The sequence below is a fragment of the Candidatus Enterococcus myersii genome (genome assembly GCF_017316025.1).
GTDB lineage: Bacteria > Bacillota > Bacilli > Lactobacillales > Enterococcaceae > Enterococcus_C > Enterococcus_C montenegrensis.
Genome location: NZ_JAFLVT010000014.1, coordinates 37,223 through 60,459, shown reverse-complemented (window position 1 = coordinate 60,459; position 23,237 = coordinate 37,223). Strand labels below are relative to the sequence as shown.

The 23,237-nt window shown below is 39.1% G+C and carries 18 protein-coding genes, 17 tRNA genes, 1 pseudogene, 1 riboswitch and 1 other annotated feature; of the genes and pseudogenes, 31 read left to right on the top strand and 5 right to left on the bottom strand.

Annotated features, from left to right (window positions below):
* Window positions 1-29: 29 nt before the first annotated feature.
* The 21 genes from JZO76_RS10260 (at window position 30) to JZO76_RS10160 (ending at window position 6,087) form a co-directional block, all read left to right on the top strand.
* Window positions 30-103: transfer RNA gene (locus tag JZO76_RS10260), tRNA-Pro, on the top strand.
* Between the two features lie 14 nt (window positions 104-117).
* Window positions 118-190, top strand: a tRNA-Ala gene (locus JZO76_RS10255).
* A gap of 33 nt (window positions 191-223) precedes the next feature.
* Window positions 224-297, top strand: a tRNA-Met gene (locus JZO76_RS10250).
* A gap of 13 nt (window positions 298-310) precedes the next feature.
* Window positions 311-384 (top strand) — tRNA-Ile (locus JZO76_RS10245).
* A gap of 28 nt (window positions 385-412) precedes the next feature.
* A tRNA-Ser gene (locus JZO76_RS10240) sits at window positions 413-502 on the top strand.
* Between the two features lie 48 nt (window positions 503-550).
* Window positions 551-624: transfer RNA gene (locus JZO76_RS10235), tRNA-Met, on the top strand.
* An 18-nt stretch (window positions 625-642) separates the two neighbouring features.
* Window positions 643-718, top strand: a tRNA-Asp gene (locus JZO76_RS10230).
* Window position 719: 1 nt separating this feature from the next.
* Window positions 720-790: transfer RNA gene (locus JZO76_RS10225), tRNA-Gly, on the top strand.
* Between the two features lie 16 nt (window positions 791-806).
* Window positions 807-880 (top strand) — tRNA-Ile (locus tag JZO76_RS10220).
* A 28-nt stretch (window positions 881-908) separates the two neighbouring features.
* Window positions 909-996: transfer RNA gene (locus tag JZO76_RS10215), tRNA-Ser, on the top strand.
* An 8-nt stretch (window positions 997-1,004) separates the two neighbouring features.
* A tRNA-Glu gene (locus tag JZO76_RS10210) sits at window positions 1,005-1,076 on the top strand.
* Between the two features lie 10 nt (window positions 1,077-1,086).
* Window positions 1,087-1,176: transfer RNA gene (locus tag JZO76_RS10205), tRNA-Ser, on the top strand.
* Between the two features lie 48 nt (window positions 1,177-1,224).
* Window positions 1,225-1,298 (top strand) — tRNA-Met (locus JZO76_RS10200).
* 17 nt (window positions 1,299-1,315) lie between these two features.
* Window positions 1,316-1,388 (top strand) — tRNA-Asp (locus JZO76_RS10195).
* Between the two features lie 4 nt (window positions 1,389-1,392).
* Window positions 1,393-1,465: transfer RNA gene (locus tag JZO76_RS10190), tRNA-Phe, on the top strand.
* 46 nt (window positions 1,466-1,511) lie between these two features.
* Window positions 1,512-1,585: transfer RNA gene (locus tag JZO76_RS10185), tRNA-Ile, on the top strand.
* 9 nt (window positions 1,586-1,594) lie between these two features.
* Window positions 1,595-1,666, top strand: a tRNA-Glu gene (locus tag JZO76_RS10180).
* 92 nt (window positions 1,667-1,758) lie between these two features.
* A riboswitch (SMK box riboswitch) is annotated at window positions 1,759-1,835 on the top strand.
* Window positions 1,833-3,023, top strand: coding sequence for a methionine adenosyltransferase (gene metK / locus JZO76_RS10175; RefSeq protein WP_206903964.1), 1,191 nt, complete (start codon window positions 1,833-1,835; stop codon window positions 3,021-3,023). It overlaps the preceding riboswitch by 3 nt.
* 159 nt (window positions 3,024-3,182) lie before the next feature.
* Window positions 3,183-4,655 (top strand): MDR family MFS transporter, encoded by a 1,473-nt coding sequence (locus JZO76_RS10170; RefSeq protein WP_206903963.1) that lies wholly within the window; start codon window positions 3,183-3,185, stop codon window positions 4,653-4,655.
* 147 nt (window positions 4,656-4,802) lie between these two features.
* Window positions 4,803-5,573, top strand: coding sequence for an alpha/beta hydrolase (locus JZO76_RS10165; protein WP_206903962.1), 771 nt, complete (start codon window positions 4,803-4,805; stop codon window positions 5,571-5,573).
* A gap of 37 nt (window positions 5,574-5,610) precedes the next feature.
* Window positions 5,611-6,087 carry an NUDIX hydrolase gene (locus tag JZO76_RS10160; protein WP_206903961.1) on the top strand — a complete coding sequence of 159 codons (477 nt, stop codon included), beginning with the start codon at window positions 5,611-5,613 and terminating at the stop codon, window positions 6,085-6,087.
* A gap of 98 nt (window positions 6,088-6,185) precedes the next feature.
* On the opposite strand, the gene JZO76_RS10155 is transcribed toward JZO76_RS10160, so the two are convergent.
* From JZO76_RS10155 to JZO76_RS10145, 3 genes are read right to left on the bottom strand one after another with little or no spacing between them, the layout of a single operon-like run.
* Entirely contained in the window at window positions 6,186-6,746 is a 561-nt protein-coding gene (locus JZO76_RS10155; RefSeq protein WP_206903960.1) for a tRNA (mnm(5)s(2)U34)-methyltransferase, read from the bottom strand.
* A complete protein-coding gene (locus JZO76_RS10150; protein ID WP_206903959.1) occupies window positions 6,739-7,704 on the bottom strand; it encodes a TIGR01212 family radical SAM protein in 966 nt (321 codons plus the stop codon). The genes JZO76_RS10155 and JZO76_RS10150 overlap by 8 nt, the downstream gene beginning before the upstream one ends.
* Window positions 7,705-7,718: 14 nt before the next feature.
* Window positions 7,719-8,369 carry a phosphatase PAP2 family protein gene (locus JZO76_RS10145; protein WP_206903958.1) on the bottom strand — a complete coding sequence of 217 codons (651 nt, stop codon included), beginning with the start codon at window positions 8,367-8,369 and terminating at the stop codon, window positions 7,719-7,721.
* A gap of 411 nt (window positions 8,370-8,780) precedes the next feature.
* Between JZO76_RS10145 and JZO76_RS10140 the strand changes: the two genes are divergently transcribed.
* From JZO76_RS10140 to JZO76_RS10095, 10 genes and pseudogenes are all read left to right on the top strand, one after another.
* Window positions 8,781-10,595, top strand: coding sequence for a LysM peptidoglycan-binding domain-containing protein (locus tag JZO76_RS10140; protein ID WP_206903957.1), 1,815 nt, complete (start codon window positions 8,781-8,783; stop codon window positions 10,593-10,595).
* 47 nt (window positions 10,596-10,642) lie between these two features.
* Window positions 10,643-10,849, top strand: a binding site (T-box leader).
* A 73-nt stretch (window positions 10,850-10,922) separates the two neighbouring features.
* Complete coding sequence (gene leuS / locus JZO76_RS10135; protein ID WP_206903956.1) at window positions 10,923-13,334, top strand: leucine--tRNA ligase; 2,412 nt, start codon at window positions 10,923-10,925, stop codon at window positions 13,332-13,334.
* A gap of 547 nt (window positions 13,335-13,881) precedes the next feature.
* Window positions 13,882-14,655, top strand: a complete 774-nt coding sequence (locus JZO76_RS10130; protein ID WP_206903955.1) for an ABC transporter ATP-binding protein — start codon at window positions 13,882-13,884, stop codon at window positions 14,653-14,655.
* A complete protein-coding gene (locus tag JZO76_RS10125) occupies window positions 14,652-16,346 on the top strand; it encodes an ABC transporter permease subunit (protein WP_206903954.1) in 1,695 nt (564 codons plus the stop codon). The genes JZO76_RS10130 and JZO76_RS10125 overlap by 4 nt, the downstream gene beginning before the upstream one ends.
* Before the next feature lie 103 nt (window positions 16,347-16,449).
* Entirely contained in the window at window positions 16,450-17,445 is a 996-nt protein-coding gene (locus JZO76_RS10120; protein WP_206903953.1) for an extracellular solute-binding protein, read from the top strand.
* Window position 17,446: 1 nt separating this feature from the next.
* Window positions 17,447-18,556, top strand: coding sequence for a 2-aminoethylphosphonate--pyruvate transaminase (gene phnW / locus JZO76_RS10115; protein ID WP_206903952.1), 1,110 nt, complete (start codon window positions 17,447-17,449; stop codon window positions 18,554-18,556).
* Window positions 18,553-19,350, top strand: coding sequence for a phosphonoacetaldehyde hydrolase (gene phnX / locus JZO76_RS10110; protein ID WP_206903951.1), 798 nt, complete (start codon window positions 18,553-18,555; stop codon window positions 19,348-19,350). The genes phnW and phnX overlap by 4 nt, the downstream gene beginning before the upstream one ends.
* A gap of 171 nt (window positions 19,351-19,521) precedes the next feature.
* Window positions 19,522-19,692: pseudogene (locus tag JZO76_RS10105) on the top strand (helix-turn-helix transcriptional regulator); the annotation flags it as partial.
* An 8-nt stretch (window positions 19,693-19,700) separates the two neighbouring features.
* Window positions 19,701-20,132: a hypothetical protein gene (locus JZO76_RS10100; RefSeq protein WP_206903950.1), complete on the top strand. Its 432-nt coding sequence runs from the start codon at window positions 19,701-19,703 to the stop codon at window positions 20,130-20,132.
* Between the two features lie 169 nt (window positions 20,133-20,301).
* Window positions 20,302-21,840 (top strand): WD40/YVTN/BNR-like repeat-containing protein, encoded by a 1,539-nt coding sequence (locus tag JZO76_RS10095; RefSeq protein WP_206903949.1) that lies wholly within the window; start codon window positions 20,302-20,304, stop codon window positions 21,838-21,840.
* A 137-nt stretch (window positions 21,841-21,977) separates the two neighbouring features.
* Here the strand turns inward: JZO76_RS10095 and JZO76_RS10090 are convergent, their stop codons facing one another.
* Together JZO76_RS10090 and JZO76_RS10085 are read right to left on the bottom strand one after the other, a co-directional pair.
* Window positions 21,978-22,217, bottom strand: coding sequence for a hypothetical protein (locus tag JZO76_RS10090; RefSeq protein ID WP_206903948.1), 240 nt, complete (start codon window positions 22,215-22,217; stop codon window positions 21,978-21,980).
* Between the two features lie 14 nt (window positions 22,218-22,231).
* On the bottom strand, window positions 22,232-23,101 hold the full coding sequence (locus JZO76_RS10085; RefSeq protein ID WP_347401463.1) for a sialate O-acetylesterase: 870 nt from the start codon (window positions 23,099-23,101) through the stop codon (window positions 22,232-22,234).
* Window positions 23,102-23,237: the final 136 nt, after the last annotated feature.

Sequence of the window (23,237 nt, the reverse complement as noted above, 5' to 3'; positions counted from 1 at the left end):
CTCCTCTTGGGCGCGTAGTAATAATTTAACGGGAAGTAGCTCAGCTTGGTAGAGCACTTGGTTTGGGACCAAGGGGTCGCAGGTTCGAATCCTGTCTTCCCGATTTAAAAGAAACAAGGGGCCTTAGCTCAGCTGGGAGAGCGCCTGCTTTGCACGCAGGAGGTCAGCGGTTCGATCCCGCTAGGCTCCATATCATTTTAATAGTAATAATAAAGTGATTATTCGCGGTGTAGCTCAGCTGGCTAGAGCGTCCGGTTCATACCCGGGAGGTCGGGGGTTCGATCCCCTCCGCCGCGATTTTTTAGAGCCTGGACCTTTAGCTCAGTTGGTTAGAGCAGACGGCTCATAACCGTCCGGTCGTAGGTTCGAGTCCTACAAGGTCCATCCGTGGCATTGTAGATTTGATTTTTTTGGAGGATTACCCAAGTCCGGCTGAAGGGAACGGTCTTGAAAACCGTCAGGCGGGTAAAACCGTGCAAGGGTTCGAATCCCTTATCCTCCTTTGCTACAATTCTATATTTATGTAGAGAGTTAGTAAAATTTATATTATCGCGGGATGGAGCAGTCTGGTAGCTCGTCGGGCTCATAACCCGAAGGTCGTAGGTTCAAATCCTGCTCCCGCAATTTTAAAAACTAAATCCTGGTCCCGTAGTGTAGTGGTTATCACGCCTGCCTGTCACGCAGGAGATCGCGGGTTCGAGTCCCGTCGGGACCGCCATGCGGGTGTAGTTTAGTGGTAAAACCACAGCCTTCCAAGCTGTTGTCGCGAGTTCGATTCTCGTCACCCGCTTTTAGTTTTTAAATATGGGCCTATAGCTCAGCTGGTTAGAGCGCACGCCTGATAAGCGTGAGGTCGATGGTTCGAGTCCATTTAGGCCCATTACAAAATCAAAACATTTTTGGTTTTTGGGGAAGTACTCAAGTGGCTGAAGAGGCGCCCCTGCTAAGGGTGTAGGTCGGGAAACCGGCGCGAGGGTTCAAATCCCTCCTTCTCCGTTCTAGCTGGCCCGTTGGTCAAGTGGTTAAGACACCGCCCTTTCACGGCGGTAACACGGGTTCGAATCCCGTACGGGTCATTTTTTTTTTGGAGGATTACCCAAGTCCGGCTGAAGGGAACGGTCTTGAAAACCGTCAGGCGGGTAAAACCGTGCAAGGGTTCGAATCCCTTATCCTCCTTTGCTACAATTCTATATTTATGTAGAGAGTTAGTAAAACTTATATTATCGCGGGATGGAGCAGTCTGGTAGCTCGTCGGGCTCATAACCCGAAGGTCGTAGGTTCAAATCCTGCTCCCGCAATTATAAAACTAAACCCTGGTCCCGTAGTGTAGTGGTTATCACGCCTGCCTGTCACGCAGGAGATCGCGGGTTCGAGTCCCGTCGGGACCGTTTTGGCTCGGTAGCTCAGTTGGTAGAGCAATGGATTGAAGCTCCATGTGTCGGCAGTTCGATTCTGTCCCGCGCCATCTCTTTTTTAATGTATTTCATTGAAAAAGTTGTTTAGTTTTATATGGGCCTATAGCTCAGCTGGTTAGAGCGCACGCCTGATAAGCGTGAGGTCGATGGTTCGAGTCCATTTAGGCCCATTAATGATTGGTCCGTTGGTCAAGCGGTTAAGACACCGCCCTTTCACGGCGGTAACACGGGTTCGAATCCCGTACGGATCATGAGAAGATACGTCGTGTATCTTCTTTTTTTTGTTTTATTAGGAAATATAATAAAATAAGCGAGCTTTATCTGATTAAATCTGCTATACTACAAACGTTGCAAGTTCCCGAGAGGATTCGCACTGCGAAGATGCCTTGTAACCGAATATTATTAGGGGGAATCATCATGACAGAAAGACATTTATTTACTTCAGAATCTGTTTCTGAAGGACATCCAGATAAGGTGGCTGATCAAATCAGTGATGCAATCTTGGATGCAATTTTAGCGAAGGATCCAACTGCTCGTGTAGCATGTGAAACTTCAGTAACAACGGGTTTAGTTTTAGTGTTTGGTGAAATTTCGACATCGGCTTATGTAGATATTCAAAAAATCGTTCGAAATACGATTAAAGATATCGGCTATACGCGCGCTAAATTTGGCTTTGATGGGGATACAGTTGCTGTTTTAGTAGCAATTGATGAACAATCACCTGATATTGCACAAGGCGTAGATGCCGCTTTGGAAAGTCGCGATAATAAAGATGCGATGATTGATGAGATTGGAGCAGGCGACCAAGGTTTAATGTTTGGTTTTGCTTGTGATGAAACACCAGAATTAATGCCATTGCCAATTTCATTAAGTCATAAATTAGTTCGTCGTTTAGCAGAGCTACGTAAAAATGGTGAACTTAAATATTTACGTCCTGATGCAAAGTCGCAAGTGACGGTAGAATATGATGAAGCTGGTAAAGCTAAACGCATCGATACAGTCGTAATTAGCACACAGCACGATGATGCTGCTGACAACGCGACAATCCGTAAAGATGTGATTAAAAAAGTTATTGAACCAGTTATCCCAAGTGAATTATTAGATGAAGATACAAAATACTTTATCAATCCTACAGGACGCTTTGTAATTGGCGGGCCACAAGGAGATGCCGGGTTAACAGGTCGTAAAATTATTGTAGATACTTATGGGGGATATGCCCGTCATGGTGGCGGTGCTTTTTCTGGTAAAGATGCTACTAAAGTTGACCGTTCGGCTAGTTATGCTGCTCGTTATATTGCAAAAAATATTGTGGCGGCTAAACTTGCTAGCAAAGTTGAAGTACAATTGGCTTACGCAATCGGTGTAGCACAACCTGTTTCGATTTCAATTAATACTTTTGGAACTGGTACTGTCAGTGATGAAAAATTAATTGAAGCAATTCGTGAAAACTTTGATTTACGTCCAGCTGGCATTATTGAGATGTTGGACTTGCGTCGTCCGATTTATCGTCAGACAGCAGCTTATGGCCATTTTGGTCGGACTGATGTTGATTTACCATGGGAACACACGGATAAAGTAGACGCATTGCTAGCTAGTGTGAACGCATAATACTGATTGTTTACTTGATTTTTTTGGCCGCTATTGCTTAGGTGATAGCGGCTTTTCTTTGAGGAAAATAGCTTTTAAAAAAGAGATACGAAAATTTAAATGCAATTTTTTGCCAGTTGTTGTAAAAAGAGAGTTTAAGTTTAGTTGAGGAGGTTAAAAATGAAAAAAGAAACAAATGTTACGCTAGTTACGGTTGCTGTTTTTGTGGCAACATTTATGACAGCGGTGGAAGGAACAATCGTAACGACGGCTATGCCAACAATCGTCGGCTCATTACACGGCATTGAAATTATGAATTGGGTCTTTTCAATCTATTTATTAACCAATGCTATGTTAACACCGATTTACGGGAAATTAGCTGATAAAATCGGTCGTAAACCAATTTTCATTTTAGGAACCGTACTATTTATTATTGGTTCGGCGCTTTGTGGTCTATCTAATACGATGCTGACGTTGATTATTTCCAGAGCCATTCAAGGAATGGGAGCTGGCGCGATGATGCCAGTAGCATTGACGATTATTGGTGATTTGTATGATAAAGAAAAACGTGCGAAGGTGCTGGGGTTAAACAGTACTGCCTGGGGAATTGCCTCGGTAGTCGGTCCATTAGCTGGTGGCATTATCGTAGATACCATCGGTTGGCACTGGATTTTCTTTATTAATGTACCAATTGGAATTATTTTGATCATTTTAATTTGGCTTTATTTGGTAGAAGAAAAAGTAAGGCATCAGCAAAAGAAGATGGATATTTTTGGTAGTCTATCTTTAATGGGTCTGTTATTAGCTCTATTGTTAGCTTTCCAGTTTTTAGGTGATGAAGGTTTATCTGTTAAAGTTATTGTTTTAGCAATTGTAGCAGTTGCAGCAGGGATTTTGTTTGTTTATGCAGAAAAGCACGCAGAAGATCCCGTTATCTCGTTACACTTATTCACACAGCCTTTATTTGTGGTGGTGAACTTAGTAGCAGCGCTAGCTAGTGGCTTTTTAATTGGGGTAGATGTTTATATTCCGATGTGGATGCAAGGTGTGCTGGGACTTTCGGCTGGAATTGGCGGACTTGTTTTGGCACCATTGTCGTTATTGTGGTTAGTGGGTTCGTTTTTGGCAGGACGTTGGATGGCAACGATTGCGGTTAAACGGGTGTTGCTTCGAGGAATAATCATAACGCTTTTTGGGGCGGTTTGTTTGGTCGTGGTGCCCCAACACACAAATTGGCTTTGGTTTTTTGCTATCTCAACCATTCTCGGTATTGGTTTAGGGGCGGTGACGGTGACTTGTACGGTTAGTGCGCAAAGTAGCGTTTCGTCGGAACAGATGGGGGTAGCCACTTCTTTTAATACGTTAGCGCGGACGATTGGCCAAACGATTATGGTCTCTGTTTTTGGTATCTTATTAAATGGGATTACTGCAGCTAAGTTGCAAAGTGTGACAGTGGCAAATAAAAATGATGTCATGAATCAATTGGTAAATCCTCAGACAGCAAAACTTTTGGCATCGGGTTTACGGGAAACATTGCGGGGGATTCTTTTTGCTAGTTTACATGGTGTCTATTTGGCGGGGGCTATTTTAATTGTTGCGGCTTTGGTTTTGACCCTATTTTTGAAAAAGTCTGATACAATGGAATTGGAATGAAGAAGAATTTTAGCGGGGCGTTTGTCTGCCAGATAAGAGGATGTAATTTTATTAAATTGCTTTAGAAATTTATCCCAAGCCTTTCCAAGGACAGCCAGGCGTTATCATTTTGGAAAACGAGACATTGAAAAGTCGAGGTGACAAAAATTGGCATTTATACAAGCAAATATTTATTCAAATGTTTTAAATTTAGACGTAGGATTGAATTTAATCTTACCGCAAAGTAGCGCACGGTTAACGCGAGACAAAAAAGACGATGTGCCGGTTTTATATCTGTTACACGGTATGGGCGGGAATGAGACAGCGTGGATGCGCCGCAGCAGTATTGAACGCTATGTACGGGAAAGTGAGATTGCAGTGGTGATGCCTACGACGGAACTAGGATTCTATACAGATACCCGTTATGGCATGCAGTATTGGACTTTTATTTCAGAAGAATTACCAGATATTTTACATGAATTATTTCCGCAACTAACAACCAAGAAAGAAAAAACATTTGCGGCTGGTCTTTCAATGGGAGGCTATGGTGCGATTAAATTAGGTTTGCGTTGTCCGGATAAATTTGCTGCTGTTGCTAGCCTTTCTGGTGCTTTAGCTTTGGCTAGCGATCCTGAAGTGTTATTACAATCAGGTAGCCAAGCCTATTGGGAAGGCGTTTTTGGTCCCGTTGAAAAAATGAAGGGCTCTGAAAACGATCCGATTCACCTTTTAACTACAGTGGCGCCAGAAGTCGCACCTAAACTATTTGTTTGCTGCGGGACAGAGGACTTTTTGTATCAAAGTAACCAATACTTTGTTCAAAAAGCGCAAGCAGCTGGTTTTTTCATTACCTATGAAGAAGGACCAGGAGCGCATACGTGGGATTTTTGGGATGAATGGATTCAAAAAGTTTTGCAATGGTTGCCTGTTGAGATTTAACTAGTAAAAAGCTGTTTGTTTTGTAAAGGAGAACAACATGTATACCAAGACAGATATCAGAACCAAAATTGCCACAGATCGTTTTGATGTACGGTCAAGCGGCATTTTAATTCAAAAAGGCCATATTTTGGTTTCAACAGAGGACGATGGGACACAAACCTTACCAGGTGGAGCAGTAAAAACGGGGGAATCTTCCCAAGCAGCTGTTATTCGTGAGTTGAAAGAAGAAAGTGGTTTAGACGTAAAAACAAAAGATCTCATGGCAGTCATTGAAAACTTTTTTGTCTATGAAGGCGATGATTATCATCAAGTGCTTTTTTTATATCACTTGCAAACTGTTACGGATAGTCAAACATTGCCAGTTATCAGTGGTATAGAAAAGACTATTACACTTTCTTGGCTAGATTTGGCCTCTGAAAAATTGGATTTACGACCACCTGTTTTAAATGAAGTGGTGAAAAATCTTTTGGCAAACCAAGCTACTTCATTTCAGCATTTGATTTATCATGACTAAAATTACCTTTTAATTAAAAAACACGCGGATTTGGATGATTGTGCTCTTTATGAGAACCATCCAAATCCGCGTGTTTTTATTCGAGCTAGTGTTCACTATTACTTGGCTTCAATGCAAAATAATAATGGTGGCTGATTTTTTTGATTGATAAATTGATAGGCTAAGACGTTGTATTGTTTTTGTGGCAAATCACTGCAATAGGCTTGAATTGTTTCTAATTCTTCTCTACCACCAGGATGACCGTAATAACAGACAATGATAATACGTCCTTTTGGTTGTAAATGGGCTAAAAGCGCATCTAATGATTTTTTTGTTGTCTGCGGTAAAGTGATAATCTGTTTATCACTTTGTGGCAAATAACCCAGATTAAAAATAGCGGCTTTAATTTTTTCACCTTGCAAGTAATCGGCAACATTCTCGTGACCGGTTAAATGTAAATTGACAGCCACTCCCTCCGGATGGGCAGCTAATTTTTCTTTTGTGGCTAAAAGGGCAGCCTTTTGAATATCAAAAGCATCAACTCTACCACCTACGCCTACTAATTTAGCTAAAAAAAGTGTGTCGTGACCATTGCCCATAGTGGCGTCGACGACATGATCACCAATAGTTACAACTTCACTTAAAAGTTCGTGGCTATAATGCATGGCCGTTTTAAGCATGAATTTTTGCCTCCAGCAAGACATTTTTACTTCCTTGATACGTATTGCGCCGACGCATTTCTTCGTCAATGGCATTTAAGACTTCCCATTTTTTTAAACTCCACATCGGCCCAATCAAAGAATCCCACGGGGCATCGCCGGTTAAGCGGTGGATGATCACCTCAGGCGGAATTAATTCCAATTGATCACAAATAACCGTGACATAGCTTTTGCGGCTCATCAGTTGCAAGCGGCCTTCATGGTAATCTCGTAACATGCGGGTGTTGCGCATCAGATGCAATAAATGTAATTTAATACCTTGAATATCACTGTCTAGTAAGGTGCGCCGAACATTTTCCACCATCATTTCCGGTGTTTCCCCAGGTAAGCCATTAATTAAATGTGTACAGACATTTATGTTGTGTTTGCGCAAGCGAGCCACAGCATCAACATAAGTTGGATAATCGTGAGCGCGATTAATAATTTTACTTGTTTGTTCATAAGTCGTCTGTAAGCCTAATTCAACCCATAGATACAAACGTTCGTTTAGCTCAGCTAAATATTCTACCACGTCTTCAGGCAAGCAATCTGGGCGAGTCCCCACAGAAAGTCCGACTACCCCGGGTAAATTAACCACTTGTTCAAAACGCTCTTTAATGACTGCTAAAGGGGCATGGGTATTCGTGAAATTTTGAAAATAAACAATATATTGGTCGACATGGGGCCATTTTTGGTGCATCATATCAATTTCTTTATGAAACTGAAGGGGTAGGGGATCTTCTGGTGCAACGATCATGTCTCCAGAGCCAGAAACACTGCAAAAAGTGCAGCCGCCTCGCGCAACGGTACCATCGCGATTCGGACAATCAAAACCACCATCGACAGGTACTTTGAAAATTTTACCACCAAATTCTTGGCGTAAAGCATAATTCCATGAATGATAACGTTTGTTGGTATCTTCACTATATAAAAAAGTCATTTGCTATTCCCTCATTATTTCTGTTGGTTTTTAAAACGCCAGACAAAGCGTTTTTCGCTAAAGTAAGGATATGTTAGGCAGAGCCAGCCCAGAGCAAGGCTATAGCCACCAATAATATCACTTGGAAAATGAACACCGAGATAAATACGGCTAGTACCAATAAGAACAATTAAAATGCCAAGCATAATTTGTAGTCCGAGTAAAATTTGCTTGTTTTTCAGTAAACCTGGCAAAATGAAAATCAAAGTACCATATAAAATCATGCTGGCACAAGCATGTCCACTGGGAAAACTAAAACTATGTTCAGACACTAAATGCTCTAATGTAGGACGTTCACGTTGGAAGACCAGCTTAATCAGCGGATTTACAATCCCTGACACTAAGCCGACATTTATAAAGAGCCACAGTGCTTCTGCGTAATACTTTCCGCGATAAAATAAAAATAAAAAGGCCAGTGCCAAAATGACAATCGTGGCAGGGTTAGCAAATTTTGTAATCCAAATAAAAAAACTATTCCAAGTGGGATATCCACTACGAAGGATGCTGGTAATAAAATTATCAAAGCCTGTTAACCATTGGCGGTAAAATTTCACCACATAACCTAAAAAGACAAACAGTAATAAGGAACAACTACCAGCAAATTGGTAATAAAGTTTATGTTTCATAAATTCTCCTTTAGTAAATGTAAGTAATTATTTGACAATGGAATTATTATAGCATGAGAAGTTGTCCCTTTCTTTTATTGGTACAAATTTTTTCTGATATTAAGATAAGGTTAAAAAAAGTCGAAAATATCACTTTTTCACATTTTTATTAAATAATATAAAAATATTTTGTAAAGCAGAACTTATGTAATCGTTTTGCAATATTTTGCTGTTTTTTTAATAACTTAATTTCTGAATAATTAAGCAGATAAAACTTGATAAAATAAATAATGTTAGTAATAAAAATAACTAAATAAAGATAATGTTACAGCAATTTAACAAATTGCCGAAATAATCGTTTAAAACTTTTAATAAAAAACATTAGCCTGTATACTTAAAGTTAAGAAAAGCTTAAAAAAGGAGGCGAGCAACTTGACCCAACTTGTTTCTCGTAAAGAACGACGTAAAGAAGAAAAACAAATTAAGTTTTACCGCGATGCTAAAAAAAGCGCGGCAATCGTGGGCACAACTTTAACTGCTTGCTCTGTAGTGGCACCTTTGGCAAAACCGGTGACAGCAGAAGCAACAAGCAACAACCAAGCACAAATTTCAAGAGACTTAAGCCAAACTTCTAGTCGTAGTAATTCCACTGCATTGATTACAGAATTGGCAGCTCATGCACAACCTGTAGCGGCAGCAAACGACTTATATGCTTCTGTCATGATTGCCCAAGCAATTGTTGAAAGTGGTTGGGGAACAAGTAGTTTATCCCGCGCACCTTACTATAACTTATTTGGTATTAAAGGCAGTTACAATGGTAAAACTGTCTATATGAACACCTTAGAATATTTAAATGGGAAATGGGTGACCATGAAAGAACCTTTCCGGGATTATCCTTCCTATAAAGAATCTTTTGCTGATAATGCTGCAACATTACGCAATGTTTATATCGGCGGTCAATATTATTATCGTGGTGCTTGGAAGAGTAATACCAGCTCTTACAGAGATGCAACGGCTTGGTTAACTGGACGTTACGCTACTGCACCAAACTATGCTTCAGCATTAAATAGTGTGATTGAAAGTTACGGACTGACTCGCTATGATACACCAGCTAGCGGTAATGCTGGCGGAGGGGCTTGGAGTGGTGGTTCTGGTTCGACTAATAACAACAGTTCCAGTGGTTCTTCTTCAAGCGTAAGCCAGTATTATACGGTACAAAGTGGCGACTCTGTGTGGGGCATCGCGAACAAATATGGCATTAGTATGAATAATTTGATTAGCTGGAATAATATCAAAAACAATTTTATTTATCCTGGCCAACGCCTAGTGGTGAAAAAAGGTACTAACGGTTCTACTACAACAAATGAAACACCAAGTAAACCGACACAAAACAATAATAAACCAAGTGGAAATACAACAAGTTCTAGTGCTACACAATACTATACTGTTCAAAGCGGAGATTCAGTTTGGGGCATCTCAAATAAGTACAATATTAGTATGAGCAGTTTAGTCAGCTGGAATAATATCAAAAACAATTTTATTTATCCCGGCCAACGCCTAGTGGTGAAAAAAGGTGCTAGCGGTTCTACTACGACAAATAAAACACCAAGTAAGCCGGCACAAAATACCAATAAGCCAAGTACCAATAAACCAGCCAATACAAATAATAGTAGCGGGAAAACCTATTACACTGTTCAAAGCGGAGATTCAGTTTGGGGTATCTCAAATAAATATGGTATTAGTATGAATACATTAGTGAGCTGGAATAATATCAAGAATAACTTTATTTACCCGGGGCAACGCCTAGTGGTGAAAAATGGTTCTGCTAGTACAACAAATAATAAACCTGCCCAAAATACGACCGCAGCTAAGCCAAGTAACAATACAAATACAAGTAATACGGGCAATAGCGGTCAAAATCAATACTACACCATTCAAAGTGGAGATTCGGTTTGGGCTGTAGCGAACAAATATAAAATTTCAATGGATCAATTCCGTCAATGGAATAATATCAAAAATGATTTTATTTACCCAGGCCAAAAAGTTATTGTGAAAAAAGGCAGCGTACAAGGCGTTCAAGCACAAAATTCTAGCAGCCAAAACAACAGCAAAACCTATCAAGTACAAAGTGGTGACTCTGTTTGGGGAATTGCCGATAAGTTTGGTATTACGATGGATAAATTGATTCAGTTAAACAAAATTCAAAACAATTTCATTTATCCTGGTCAAACGCTAAAAGTAAAATAATAATTGAATTTTGGTATATTCTTTGTTAGTATAACTAACAAGTAGAAAACTTCGCTGTGAGAAGGAATAGTAAAAAGCAAATCGTTTTAGAGAGCACATGGTTGGTGGAAATGTGTACGAACTCTTTTGAACTCGCCTTTTAGCGTTAGCAGTTGAAATAAGTAGGCTGTTACGGTGACGATCGTTACAACGTTTGAGGCTTATCTTTTTTGATGAGCAAAATTAGGTGGTACCACGTAGATTACGTCCTATAAAAAGCATAGCTTTTTATAGGACTTTTTTTATACGACTGATTGCCAGTCAATTAATTTTTAGGAGGATTTAGCAGTGTACGATCATAAGCAAATCGAAAAAAAATGGCAAAAATATTGGGCTAAAAACAATACGTTTAATACCCATGACAAGACAGATCAACCCAAATTTTATGCCTTGGATATGTTTCCATACCCATCTGGTCAAGGGCTACATGTAGGCCATCCAGAAGGTTATACAGCAACGGATATTTTATCACGAATGAAACGTTCACAAGGATTTAGCGTATTACATCCAATGGGGTGGGATGCTTTTGGTTTGCCGGCGGAACAATATGCTTTAGACACAGGCAATGACCCAGCTGAATTTACAAAGAAAAATATTGAAACTTTCAAACGTCAGATTAATTCATTAGGTTTTAGTTATGACTGGAATCGTGAAATTAATACGACTGATCCAGAATACTACAAATGGACGCAGTGGATTTTTACCAAATTATATGAAAAAGGCTTGGCCTATGAAGCTGAAGTTGCGGTTAACTGGGTTCCAGAATTAGGGACAGTAATTTCCAATGAAGAAGTTATTGATGGGAAGAGTGAACGTGGCGGCTACGATGTCATCAGACGTCCAATGCGTCAATGGATGTTGAAAATTACCGCCTATGCCGATCGTCTCTTAGACGACCTTGACTTGGTTGACTGGCCAGAAAGTATTAAAGAAATGCAACGCAACTGGATTGGTCGCTCAGTGGGAGCAAATGTTACCTTTAAAGTTGCTGATAGCAATGAAGATTTCACTGTGTTCACTACCAGACCAGATACATTGTTTGGTGCGACCTACGCTGTTTTAGCACCAGAACTTGATTTAGTTGAAAAAATCACTACGCCAGAACAAAAAGAAGCAGTAGCAGCTTACATTGAGCAAGCAGCAAAAAAATCAGAATTAGCGCGCACAGACTTAGCAAAAGAAAAAACAGGGGTCTTCACAGGAGCTTACGCCATTAATCCAGTTAACGGCAAACAAATTCCAATTTGGATCGCAGATTATGTGTTGGCGACTTATGGGACAGGCGCCATTATGGCAGTACCTGCTCACGACGAACGGGACTATGAATTTGCACAAACATTTGGCCTGGATATTATTCCAGTTTTAGCTGGCGGCGATGTAAAAAAAGAAGCCTATACAGGTGACGGCAAACATATCAACTCTGACTTTTTAGACGGTTTAAACAAAGAAGAAGCCATTGAAAAAATGAACGCGTGGCTTGAAGAAAACGGCGTTGGTAAAAAAGAAGTCAGCTACCGTTTGCGGGACTGGTTATTCTCTCGTCAACGTTATTGGGGTGAACCAATTCCAATTATCCACTGGGAAGATGGAACAACAACAGCTCTTTCAGAAGAAGAATTACCGTTGCGTTTACCTGTTACAGATAATATTAAACCAAGTGGTACCGGTGAATCACCACTAGCTAATATCGAAGATTGGATTAATGTTGTTGATGAGAAAACGGGTAAAAAAGGTCGCCGTGAAACCAATACAATGCCACAATGGGCAGGTAGTTCTTGGTATCATTTGCGTTATATCGATCCTCACAACAAAACAGTTTTAGCAGACTATGATAAATTGGAACGCTGGTTACCAGTAGATATTTATATCGGTGGTGCTGAACACGCGGTCTTGCACTTATTGTATGCTCGCTTCTGGCATAAATTCTTGTATGATATCGGCGTGGTGCCAACAAAAGAACCGTATCAAAAACTATTTAACCAAGGTATGATTCTTGGGGGCAATAATGAAAAGATGTCCAAATCCCGTGGTAATGTGGTAAACCCAGATGACGTGGTGGAAAAATACGGTGCAGATACATTGCGGATGTATGAAATGTTTATGGGGCCACTTGATGCGTCGATTGCCTGGAGTGAAAATGGGCTAGAAGGTAGCCGCAAATTCTTAGAACGCGTTTGGCGTTTAATCGTAGACGAAGAAGGAAAAATGCGCGATCGCATTACGACCTTTAACGATGGTAAATTGACTAAAGTTTACCATCAAACGGTAAAAAAAGTAACCGAAGATTACGAACAGATGCACTTTAACACCGCAATTTCACAATTGATGGTCTTTATCAATGAAGCATACAAAACAGAAGCACTTTCCTATGCGTATATTGAAGGCTTTGTGCAATTATTAGCACCAATCGCCCCCCATATCGCAGAAGAACTTTGGGCGATTTTAGGCAATGAAGGCGGTATTTCTTATGTAGCTTGGCCAACTTATGATGAAGCGCAATTGGTTGAAGATGAAATTGAAGTTGTCTTCCAAGTGAATGGTAAAGTTCGCAGCAAAGTCCAAGTTGCCCGCGATCTTTCAAAAGATGAATTAGAAAAAACTGCATTGGCAGATAATGCGATTAAAGAACATATTGCCGGCAAAACAGTTCGCAAAGTGATCGTCGTACCAAATAAATTAGTGAATATTGTTGCCAATTAAAAAAATGAAAAAACACAGGTAGAAGCAATCTTTCTGCTTATTGTTAAAAAAGGATTCAGTGGATAGCCGTTAGGGCTTTTACACTGAATCCTTTTTTATCTGGAAGGAAAGAATAAGTTTTTCGCGAGAAAAATTAGCGTAGCCGTTATAACAATTCCTAGTTTCACGAACTAGCTTTATCGGCCTTAAGTCAAAATTTCAAGAAATTTGCAGGGCAATTTATTGAAATTCTGTCTTAATGCTCAAAAGCTAAACGAGTTCGAAACGCGTTTCTAACTGTCTAGCTTCACGAATCACCCCTTCGGCCTTAAGCCTAAATTTGCGAAAAAGAAGGAGCCATTTTAACAAATTTAGATCTTATGGCTCAGGGCTACCCGATTCCTTCAGCTTTTCTTATCCTAGTGACTATTTACATAAAATATACAGGCTTTACCAATCTTTTACTTAAAGGTGTCAAGTCATTAATATTTTGCCTCTATACTGAAGTCAGTGAAGCGGAATTGATAGTTTTTTCGAAAATTTCAGTCAAAAGAAAAGGGGCAGAGAAATGTTAGAAATTCAACAAGTAAATAAAAGTTTTGGTGCACAGACGATTTTGACCGATATTGATTTAGTGATTAAACCGGGGGAAATTGTTTCCATTCTCGGTCGCTCTGGTTCTGGCAAAACTACTTTATTAAATATGATTTTAGGTTTAGAAAAACCCAACAGTGGGCGTTTGGTATACAAAGGGCAAGATATCACCAACGTGCCAATGGCAAAACGCGGCTTTAATATTGTCTTTCAAGATTATGGTCTGTTTCCTCATTTAACTGCAAGAGAAAATCTACTTTATGGTTTGAAAAGAAAACCTAGTCTTTCTACAAAAGAAGAAGTAGCGGAATTAATTCAACTCCTCGATTTAGAAAAACATTTGGATAAACCAATCAGTGCTTTATCTGGTGGGCAAAAACAACGCGTAGCCTTGGGAAGAACATTGGTAATGAAACCAGAAATTTTATTGCTAGATGAGCCTTTAAGTGCATTAGATGGTGTCATCAAAGAATCGATTAAAGAAAAAATTCAAATGATCGCTAAAACATTGCAGCTAACCACTATCATCGTGACCCATGATCCAGAAGAGGCGTTGACATTGTCAGATAAAGTGATGGTCTTAGAAAATGGTCGGGTCGCAAAATTTGCTGCGCCGGCAGAAATTATCGCTGAAGCGGGCAGTCCGTTTATCCAGGATTTTGTAGTGGCGCAATTGGAAACGAAATATCGTAATATTCAAAATATCTTTGCTCTATTTCAAGGTACCCACCAGGTGGCACAGCTATGAAAGCAATAAAAATTACAGATTTGGTACAGTGGCTATTAATTGGCGGAATTATCATCTTCTTTATTATCCCAGTTATTACTTTAATTATAGCTGGACTTTTTGAAGGTCAACCACTTGAAGGGGCAGTTCGTATTTTATGGCAAAGTGGTTGGCTAGTAGGCTTTTTAAACAGTGTGATACACGCCGGCATTGCTGCGGCGCTTGCAACAATTACCGCATGGCTTTTGGCTTATGGGATGCATTTTTCACGACTTTTTCAACCTATACGTCAGTTTAGCGATTTGCTCTTTCGTTTGCCAATGTTATTACCAACGATTACTTATGGCTTTGTCTTACTTTATTGTTTTGGTAAACAAGGGCTTTGGACTAGAATCTTAGGCTTTGAACTTTTTGATTTATATGGTTCTAGTGGCGTCATTTTGGGCTATTTTATTTATACGTTGCCAACTGCCTATTTGCTCCTTTATAACGGCATGGATTATTTGGACCAACAATATTTAGTCGTTTCGCGCTTATTGGGGGATAGCCCAATAACCAGTGTATTACAAAATGTTTTACGCCCGATGCAAAAATTAATTGGGATCAGTTTTTGTCAAACATTTTTCATGGCGTTTACCGACTTTGGGATTCCAACGGCGGTAGGTGGACGCAAAGTGTTTATTACGACGTTACTCTATGAAGGGTTTACCGGTTCTATTCCAGATTTTCAAAAAGGCTCACTTGTCGCATTATCCATGTTGATACCATCATTATTCAGTGTTTTACTGATTCGTCAGTTGCAAAAATTACAGCAGTCCTTTAAACAACGTCGTAAGGTACCAGTGGTAGCCAATCTAGTCCGCGACAGCTTTTTGGGTTTATTGTTTGTCCTAGTCGGCGGCAGTTTGTTGGCCATGTTTTCAGTTATGTTTATTATTCCCTTTGTCACAGCCTGGCCTTACGAAATGATTTTCACCACAGAGAACTTTCGTGAATTTTTTGCTGATGATTTACTAAGTAATACATTAAGTAATTCGTTAATTGTCAGTCTGATTTCAGCGGTGTTGGGGATGAGTATTGCCTATTTAGCTGGGATTGTTACTTCCTTTAGCCGTCAAAATAGTATTGCAGCTAAAGGCATTGATTTATTTGCAACCTTAACCAATAGTTTTCCGGGGATGGTTTTAGGGGTCATGTTCTTGTTGGCTTTTAGTGGAACAACGCTACACAATACGCTAAGTATTTTAGTGATCGCCAATATTATTCACTTTTTTGCCACGCCCTATCAAATGGCAAAAGAAAGCTTTCAAAAAATGGATCATAGTTGGGAAAAAACTTCGCAAATTATGGGAGATCGTTGGATTGATTTAGTATGGCGCATTATAATTCCTAATTCTCGGGGGACGATTTTAGAGATGATGAGCTATTATTTCACCAATAGTATGGTAACAATTAGCGGTTTGATTTTCTTAGTTTCTGCGCGAACCAGTGTGATGACTACAAAAATTAAAGAGTTACAGCACTTTGGGCATTTTGTAGATATTTTCATTTTATCCTTATTGATTTTAGCAATTAATTGTGTCGCGTTATTTGCAATTAAGTTAACAAAAAAATATTGGGGGAAGAAAAAAGAGGTTACCCTTAATCAAAAACGGTTTCATTTTCCTCAAATTTTATTTAAAAGAGAAATGCAAAAATTTTCTTCTAAATAGCACATAGTAATTGCGATTCACTACTAGCTAAAAGTGAGTTGTAAATGCAGCATGTTTTTAGCCGGTAGCCTATAAAATAAAAATTATTGCAAGGAGCAAATGAATGAAAAAAGTAATGAAGTTTATGGTGGTTGGAATGTTAAGTTTAGGGTTGATTTCTTTAGCCGGTTGCAAAAGCGGTTCCGGTGCGGAAAAGACAAAAGATGACAAAGCAATTATTTATACCAATGCCGATGAAGAACCGGTAAAAGCAATGGAAAAAGCTTTGGATGAAAATGGTTTTAAAGGTAAATACCTTGTCCAAAGTTTAGGGACGTCTGAATTAGGGGGCAAACTCTTAGCCGAAGGGAAAAATTTAGAGGCCGATATTGTTACCATGAGTACCTTTTATTTGGATAGTGCGGAGGAAAAAAACAAGTTTTTAGAAAAATTAGATGTCAGTGTTAAACCGCTCCAAGTTACAACAGGTTACACATTACCTCTAACAGTTCAAGAAGGAGTCGTTTTTTATAATACAAAAGCGTTGAAAGAAGCGGGGATTAATCCACCGAAAAGCTTGAAAGATTTAGCGAAACCAGAGTATGCGGGGCAGCTATCGATTTCTGACATTAAGCAATCTTCAACAGCGTGGCTGTTATTCCAAGGTTTAATTGATACGTATGGTGAAGATGAAGCCAAAACTATTTTAGCCAAGATTTATGAAAATGCCGGAGATCATATCGAAGCTTCTGGTTCTGGCCCGTTAAAGAAAGTCAAAGTAGGAGAAGTCGCAATAGGGTATGGTTTGCGTCACCAAGCAGTGGCGGCTAAAAAAGCGAAAGATCCAATCGACTATGTCGAACCTAGTGAAGGCACATACAATTTAACCGAATCGATTGGCATTTTAAACAAGGGACAAAGTAAGGAAAAAATGGCAGATCTACAAAAAATGGTGGCTATCATTTTAACAACAGGACGCAAAGAAATCATCACCTATTACCCGAGTGCTTTGTATGAAGAAGAAAAAACTGATGGATTGGAAATTGCCAAAGATCAAAAAGTTTACAGCGAAAAATTAACACCAGAATTATTAGCAAAACATCAAGGGATGGTGGAATAAAATGGAATATAAATTATTAACACCTGGACCGTTAACGACAACGGCAACTGTTAAAGAGGCAATGTTAGTAGATCATTGTACCTGGGATGATGATTATAAAATCATCACCCAGCACATTCGCCAGCAATTACTGGCGTTAGCCCATGTTTCAGAAACAGAATATACGACGATTTTAATGCAGGGATCAGGTAGCTTTGCAGTTGAAGCCGTTTTAAGCTCAATTGTAGGAGAAAAAGACAAAATTTTAATCTGTGGCAATGGTGCATATGGCGCGCGGATGCAACAAAGTGCTGCTCGTTATGGCCTGAACCATCTGTATTACGAAGTAGCAGAGACCAAAATACCCGATGCAACAGAAATTGCGACTATTTTAGAAGCTGATTCTGCCATTAATTTTGTAGCAATGGTACATTCTGAAACAACTTCAGGTATTGTAAATGATATTGAAAGTGTCGCAAAAGTGGTAAAAGCACATCAAGCTACCTTTATTGTGGATGCGATGTCTAGTTTTGGTGGTATTGAAATTCCAATGGCAGAAATTGGCATTGATTTTCTTGTTTCAAGTGCGAACAAATGTATTCAAGGCGTCCCAGGTTTTGGCTTTATTATTTGTCGTCGGGATCAATTGGCATTAAGTTGTGGTAAAGCGCGTACTTTAAGTTTGGATATTTTTGATCAGCACCAAGTTATGGATCGTGATGGAAAATGGCGTTTTACTTCCCCAACCCATACGGTTTTAGCCTTTCAACAGGCGCTAAAAGAACTGGTACAAGAAGGCGGTATTGCAGCCCGCTATAACCGTTATGCCCAAAATAATCACATTATTAGAACTGGGATGGAAAAATTAGGCTTTGCGCCATTGATTGCAATAGAAAATCAAGGACCCTTTATCACGACATTTCACTATCCTTTTCCAGAATTTTCTTTTGCAGATTTTTACGAATATTTAAAGGAAAACGGCTATGCGATTTATCCTGGTAAGATTAGTGAGATTGATTGCTTTAGGATCGGCAATATTGGCGAGGTTTATCCCTCTGACATGATGAAAGTTCTTCAGCTAGCAGAAGAATACTTAGTAAAAAGCAATGTGAAAGGAGCGGTGGCACTATGATTCGCGGCGTAATTTTTGATTGGGCAGGTACGACAGTCGATGATGGCTGTTTGGCACCAGTAGCGGCTTTTGATACAGCTTTTGCCAAGGCGGGAATTCATTTGACTGAAAGAGAAATTCGAGAACCAATGGGCTTATTAAAAATCGACCATATTAAAACTTTGCTAGCTTTGCCTCACGTCAAAGTAAAATGGCAAGAACTTTATGAGCGTAAAGCAAACCAAGCAGATGTAAAAAAGCTGTATGCTGATTTTGAAAAAGTATTATTTTCGTCTTTGGCACAATACACGACGCCCAAAGAAGGTTTACTAAAAACGGTTCATTGGTTACGCAAAAATAATATTAAAATTGGCAGTACAACAGGGTATACCAAAGACATGATGAGAATAGTTGCCAAAGGGGCAAAACAAAATGGCTATGAACCTGATTTTTTAGTGACACCAGATGACGTTAACGGGGTGGGGCGGCCTGCGCCAGACATGATTTTTCGCAATGTAAAATTAATGGGAATTAATGATTTAAAACGGGTAATTAAAGTTGGCGACACTACTTCGGATATTAAAGAAGGTAAAAATGCTGGTGTGATTTCCGTTGGTGTCATTGAAGGCAGTTCAGCTTCACAATTAACTGCAGCAGCTTTTTCAAAATTGTCTTTTGAAGAAAAAGAATCACTGCGAGAAGCAGTAACACAAAAATATTACGAAGATGGCGCAGATTACGTCATTGATCGTTTAAGTGATTTACCATTTTTGGTAAAAGCCTTGAATGAAGAATTGGAATTTGCTGCTTTATAAGTTGAACAAAACAAATAGGAAAATACTAGACTAGGGGCAAGTGAGTTGTCCCTAGTTTTTTTTAGCTTGTGAAGCGTAATCGTAAGCGCTATACTTTAAAAAAATGAGTAAGGAGGAGCAATTATCATGGGTTGGAAATTAGTAAATCGCTTGGCGTAAGTACGAGAAGACGGTGGTCTCACCCAAGTAGAATTGGCAGATAAATTGTTGATTTCCCATCAAACAATAACAGCAATTGAAGCGGGAAGTTATGTTCCCAGCATTGAATTGACGCTACGAATTGCTTATTTTTTTAAGCGACCAGTAGAAGAAATCTTTCGCTTAAATCAAAAAAGTGAGTAGATGAAAAAATGAACGTACGACGTTATCAGCGAGATGAAAGAGAAAAATTAGTTTTTTGGCAAAGCTTAGGTGTAGCGTTTTGGGTTTTAGCGGTACTAACGGCTATTAGTAGTGGCTTTTTTGAATATCTTCTTTCTGATTCACTCAATATGTTCTATCTCAATTTTTTTCTTAGTTTTACAGTTGCGCTATGGTATCAATTTTTACAAAAAGCCTACTTTTTTGGCGAAGAGCCTAATTTAAAGGGACTTGCAGTGGGGCTATTTTGTAGTTTGTTAATCGGTTATTTGCAATTAAATATTAGCTTACATCCAAGTCCAACTGACAAAATTGGGGACCGTTTTTCCTATGTCGGCTTGTTAGTATTCGCTGTCTCTCAAATGATTTTTTACATATATTTTTTTAGGCAACAAAAGAAGTCAAAAAAATTACAAAAATAAAAGAATAGTTTGGTAGCGGAAAATAAGATAATTTTAGTATCCGCTGTTTTTTGTTTAAAGAGATGATAATTTTTTTCAATTTGGCCTACGTCTAATTTAAATTTTTTGTAAGGCGCTATTTTTTTTGTTATTTTCTTGCATAATAAAGAAAATTTAATTGGAGTAGAATATGGATCAGGAACTTTTAATTATTGATTTATTAAGCGGCAAAGAAATTATCTTAGCCATTTTACAACAGTCAAAAAAACAATTTTTTCTTTTTTTTGGTGGTCTAGCATTCCTGGTGACCAGTTTTTTCTTTGGCCTTGGTACGGTGGTGTATCACTATTTGCAAAAGCATGTAATGTCAACTGCAGCAATACAAAAAATAATTTGGTTACATCGTTTTTCTAATTTATGCGGCGGAGTTTTACTCAGCCTATGTCTGATAATGATGTTATTCATTTTGATTAGTTATTTTGTCATCAAAAGCGATTTTCAAAATTGGTTGGAAAAACGTGTTAGAAGATCGGCGGGTTTTCCTGCGGTAATTGAGGATGTGGATGAATACTTTTTAAAGACGAAAAAAGAAATTAGACTAGCAAAAAGTGACTGCGTTCTTTTAACCCAACGTTTCAATGGCGATAAGCTCATGATTGGTGTGGAGGATCTGGGCTGGGGCTTAACTAGAGGAAGAATTTTTCTGCTAGCTGTTGAGAGTAGGCAAGGACATGTGCGATCAGGAAAACTATCCAATAAAAAAACAGCTGGAAAGTTAGCGATTGCGATAGGAATGGTATTTTTGATAGTGGGGGGACTATGGTTTTATGTCGCGCAGGTAACCAGCAGCCTGCAAAATAATACAGCAGCACCAGCTGATTTAAAGACCGAGGTAGTAGAAGACAGTCCGACAACAGGGCTATTAAAGCAACAAGGTGCAGCTCCTGATAAAATTGCGAGTCAAAAAAATGAACTTTATCTCGATGTTAAAACCCATCAGCTGTTTCAAACGACAGATCAAGGGGCACATTGGCAATTCGTACCTTTAAAAGCAGATTGGCTACGAGGCGGGAGTTACTTATTAACCAGTGGTGAAATTCCTTTTGGTTATTTTATGGAGGACACGTATCAAATCGGGAAAGATTTTTCTTGGTATCTTTATACCACTGAAGCTGGGGACTATCTCAATTTATATTTACTAATTTCAAATGATAATGGTAATTCCTGGCAGAAAAGACAGATCGGAGAAAAAGTGAGTGGCTTGCGTTATCGAAAAGTACAATTTTTTGAAAATGGTAGTGGAATAGTGGCAATTTCTAAAATTGGCGCCACTTCTGCTGAAGAGGTGACGTGCTTTATTACCCATAACAATGTGGAAGATTGGTATGAAGCCAAAAGTAAAGTGCTGAATGCACCGGTTCAAAATGTTAGTTTTATTAATACAGAGCTTGGCTTTATTGCCACGCGAGAAAATATTTTTTATACCCAAAATGCGGGAGGTTCGTATCATGAAGCGGTGGTCAATGTAGAAGAGCAATATTTATTAGGCGGCTTAGATATTTTTCAGCCACCAAATGAAGTGACAGAACTTACGAGCACAACTTTAGAAGCTAAATTTTATCTGACCAAAAAGACAGGGCATATGTACGCCTGCTTGTATCGTTCCAATGATGGCGGGCAAACATGGGAATTTGTCCGCGAGCTGTCAGAGGTTACACCAGCCGATTAGCTGACGTGTAGTTTTAGGCCGGCTAGAAGGTTTAAGAAGTCATCGTAAAAAAGCCCCAATAAGTCTGAGATTCACCTACAGGAAGCTTTATTGCTTAGGGATACTCAGTTTATTTGGGCTTTTTTAGCAGGAAACATTTAATTACGGCCATCAAAGCTGCGTTTGTAATCTTGCATTTCTTTGATCGGTAAATTGATAATCGCATCATCTGGTGCGGTGATGATGATCCGTGTTTTACCGTTAAGGTCTTTTTCTAATGTTACCAAAAGATCGCTGTCAACGGGAAAACCAGCGGCATCCAACATTTTTTCTGGGAGTAAAAGTCCAAAATTTTTATCCCACTGTACAATTTTTGATTTGCATGCATCGATTTTCATTTTTTCACCTCGTCTTAAAGCGTGGGCTCATTTAAAATATAAGCGGCTAAATTCAGTCCTGCTTGATCGCCACATAAATTATAACCAGTCTGAGTGTAATGATAATTGTCTTTCATTAAATCTAGTCTATCCATCCATTCAAAGGCATTGGCGATTAAAACAACTTGTTTTTCTTGGGCAAGTTCTCGTTGGGCGTGAATAATCTGTTGATATTTTTTTGGTTCATCTTTTTTATTGCCAATTTGAATTAGAAAAGTTTCCTCTATCCCCGCTTCAGATAGAGCATTTTGCAAGGCGGTAAAGCGCATTTTATATTCAGCGCTACTCATGGCGTGATCGCCATCGGTTTCACCTTGGCACCAAACTAAAAAGCGACTTTTAATCGGGATATTTTGCTGATGCAAAAAATTTTCACAACGTTGTAAACGTTCTAAAATATCAGTGCAATAAGGACTTTTTGGTTGCCACTCTAAAATACTACTCCCGCCTTTAGACGCAGAAATTCCCACTACAATGCGACGGGTACAGTCGTAATACGCATTTACAAGACTACTAACAAGCGAGCCTGATTTTTTATTTTCATCATTAATCCCAGTCGGGTTGTCTTCGGTTTTTCCAAAGGGTTCTTGCAGATGAAAAAGTTTTTTAGGCGCACTTACCGGACGAAACTCGTAGCCTTCTTTAACATAGGGAGCCAAATGGGCTTTTCCACGCCCCGCCATATTACTTTGACCAGCAAAAAGAATTATATCCACGCCATCTTGTTTAGACTCTAAAGGTTGTGGGTAGTGTTTTTTTAATTCAGCTCTTTCTTTTTCTAACAAACCGCGAAATTCCGTAATGGAGGTAGGGCGATGAACCGTTAAATTTTGCAAGAAAATCACTCCTAATTTATCTGTACTAATTAAATGGTACCTCAACTTGGTAAGCGTGACAAAGTTTAGAGCGTCTTTTTGTAAAAATAAAAAAACTTATTCAAAGTAGACTGTCGTTTGCTGTGAATAAGTTTTTTATTTAAGA

Coding starts and splice junctions, on each gene's coding strand:
- metK (WP_206903964.1), top strand. CDS start 1,833: ATGACAGAAAGACATTTATTTACTTCAGAATCTGTTTCTGAAGGACAT.
- JZO76_RS10170 (WP_206903963.1), top strand. CDS start 3,183: ATGAAAAAAGAAACAAATGTTACGCTAGTTACGGTTGCTGTTTTTGTG.
- JZO76_RS10160 (WP_206903961.1), top strand. CDS start 5,611: ATGTATACCAAGACAGATATCAGAACCAAAATTGCCACAGATCGTTTT.
- JZO76_RS10155 (WP_206903960.1), bottom strand. CDS start 6,746: ATGCTTAAAACGGCCATGCATTATAGCCACGAACTTTTAAGTGAAGTT.
- JZO76_RS10150 (WP_206903959.1), bottom strand. CDS start 7,704: ATGACTTTTTTATATAGTGAAGATACCAACAAACGTTATCATTCATGG.
- JZO76_RS10145 (WP_206903958.1), bottom strand. CDS start 8,369: ATGAAACATAAACTTTATTACCAATTTGCTGGTAGTTGTTCCTTATTA.
- JZO76_RS10130 (WP_206903955.1), top strand. CDS start 13,882: ATGTTAGAAATTCAACAAGTAAATAAAAGTTTTGGTGCACAGACGATT.
- JZO76_RS10125 (WP_206903954.1), top strand. CDS start 14,652: ATGAAAGCAATAAAAATTACAGATTTGGTACAGTGGCTATTAATTGGC.
- JZO76_RS10120 (WP_206903953.1), top strand. CDS start 16,450: ATGAAAAAAGTAATGAAGTTTATGGTGGTTGGAATGTTAAGTTTAGGG.
- phnW (WP_206903952.1), top strand. CDS start 17,447: ATGGAATATAAATTATTAACACCTGGACCGTTAACGACAACGGCAACT.
- phnX (WP_206903951.1), top strand. CDS start 18,553: ATGATTCGCGGCGTAATTTTTGATTGGGCAGGTACGACAGTCGATGAT.
- JZO76_RS10100 (WP_206903950.1), top strand. CDS start 19,701: ATGAACGTACGACGTTATCAGCGAGATGAAAGAGAAAAATTAGTTTTT.
- JZO76_RS10095 (WP_206903949.1), top strand. CDS start 20,302: ATGGATCAGGAACTTTTAATTATTGATTTATTAAGCGGCAAAGAAATT.
- JZO76_RS10090 (WP_206903948.1), bottom strand. CDS start 22,217: ATGAAAATCGATGCATGCAAATCAAAAATTGTACAGTGGGATAAAAAT.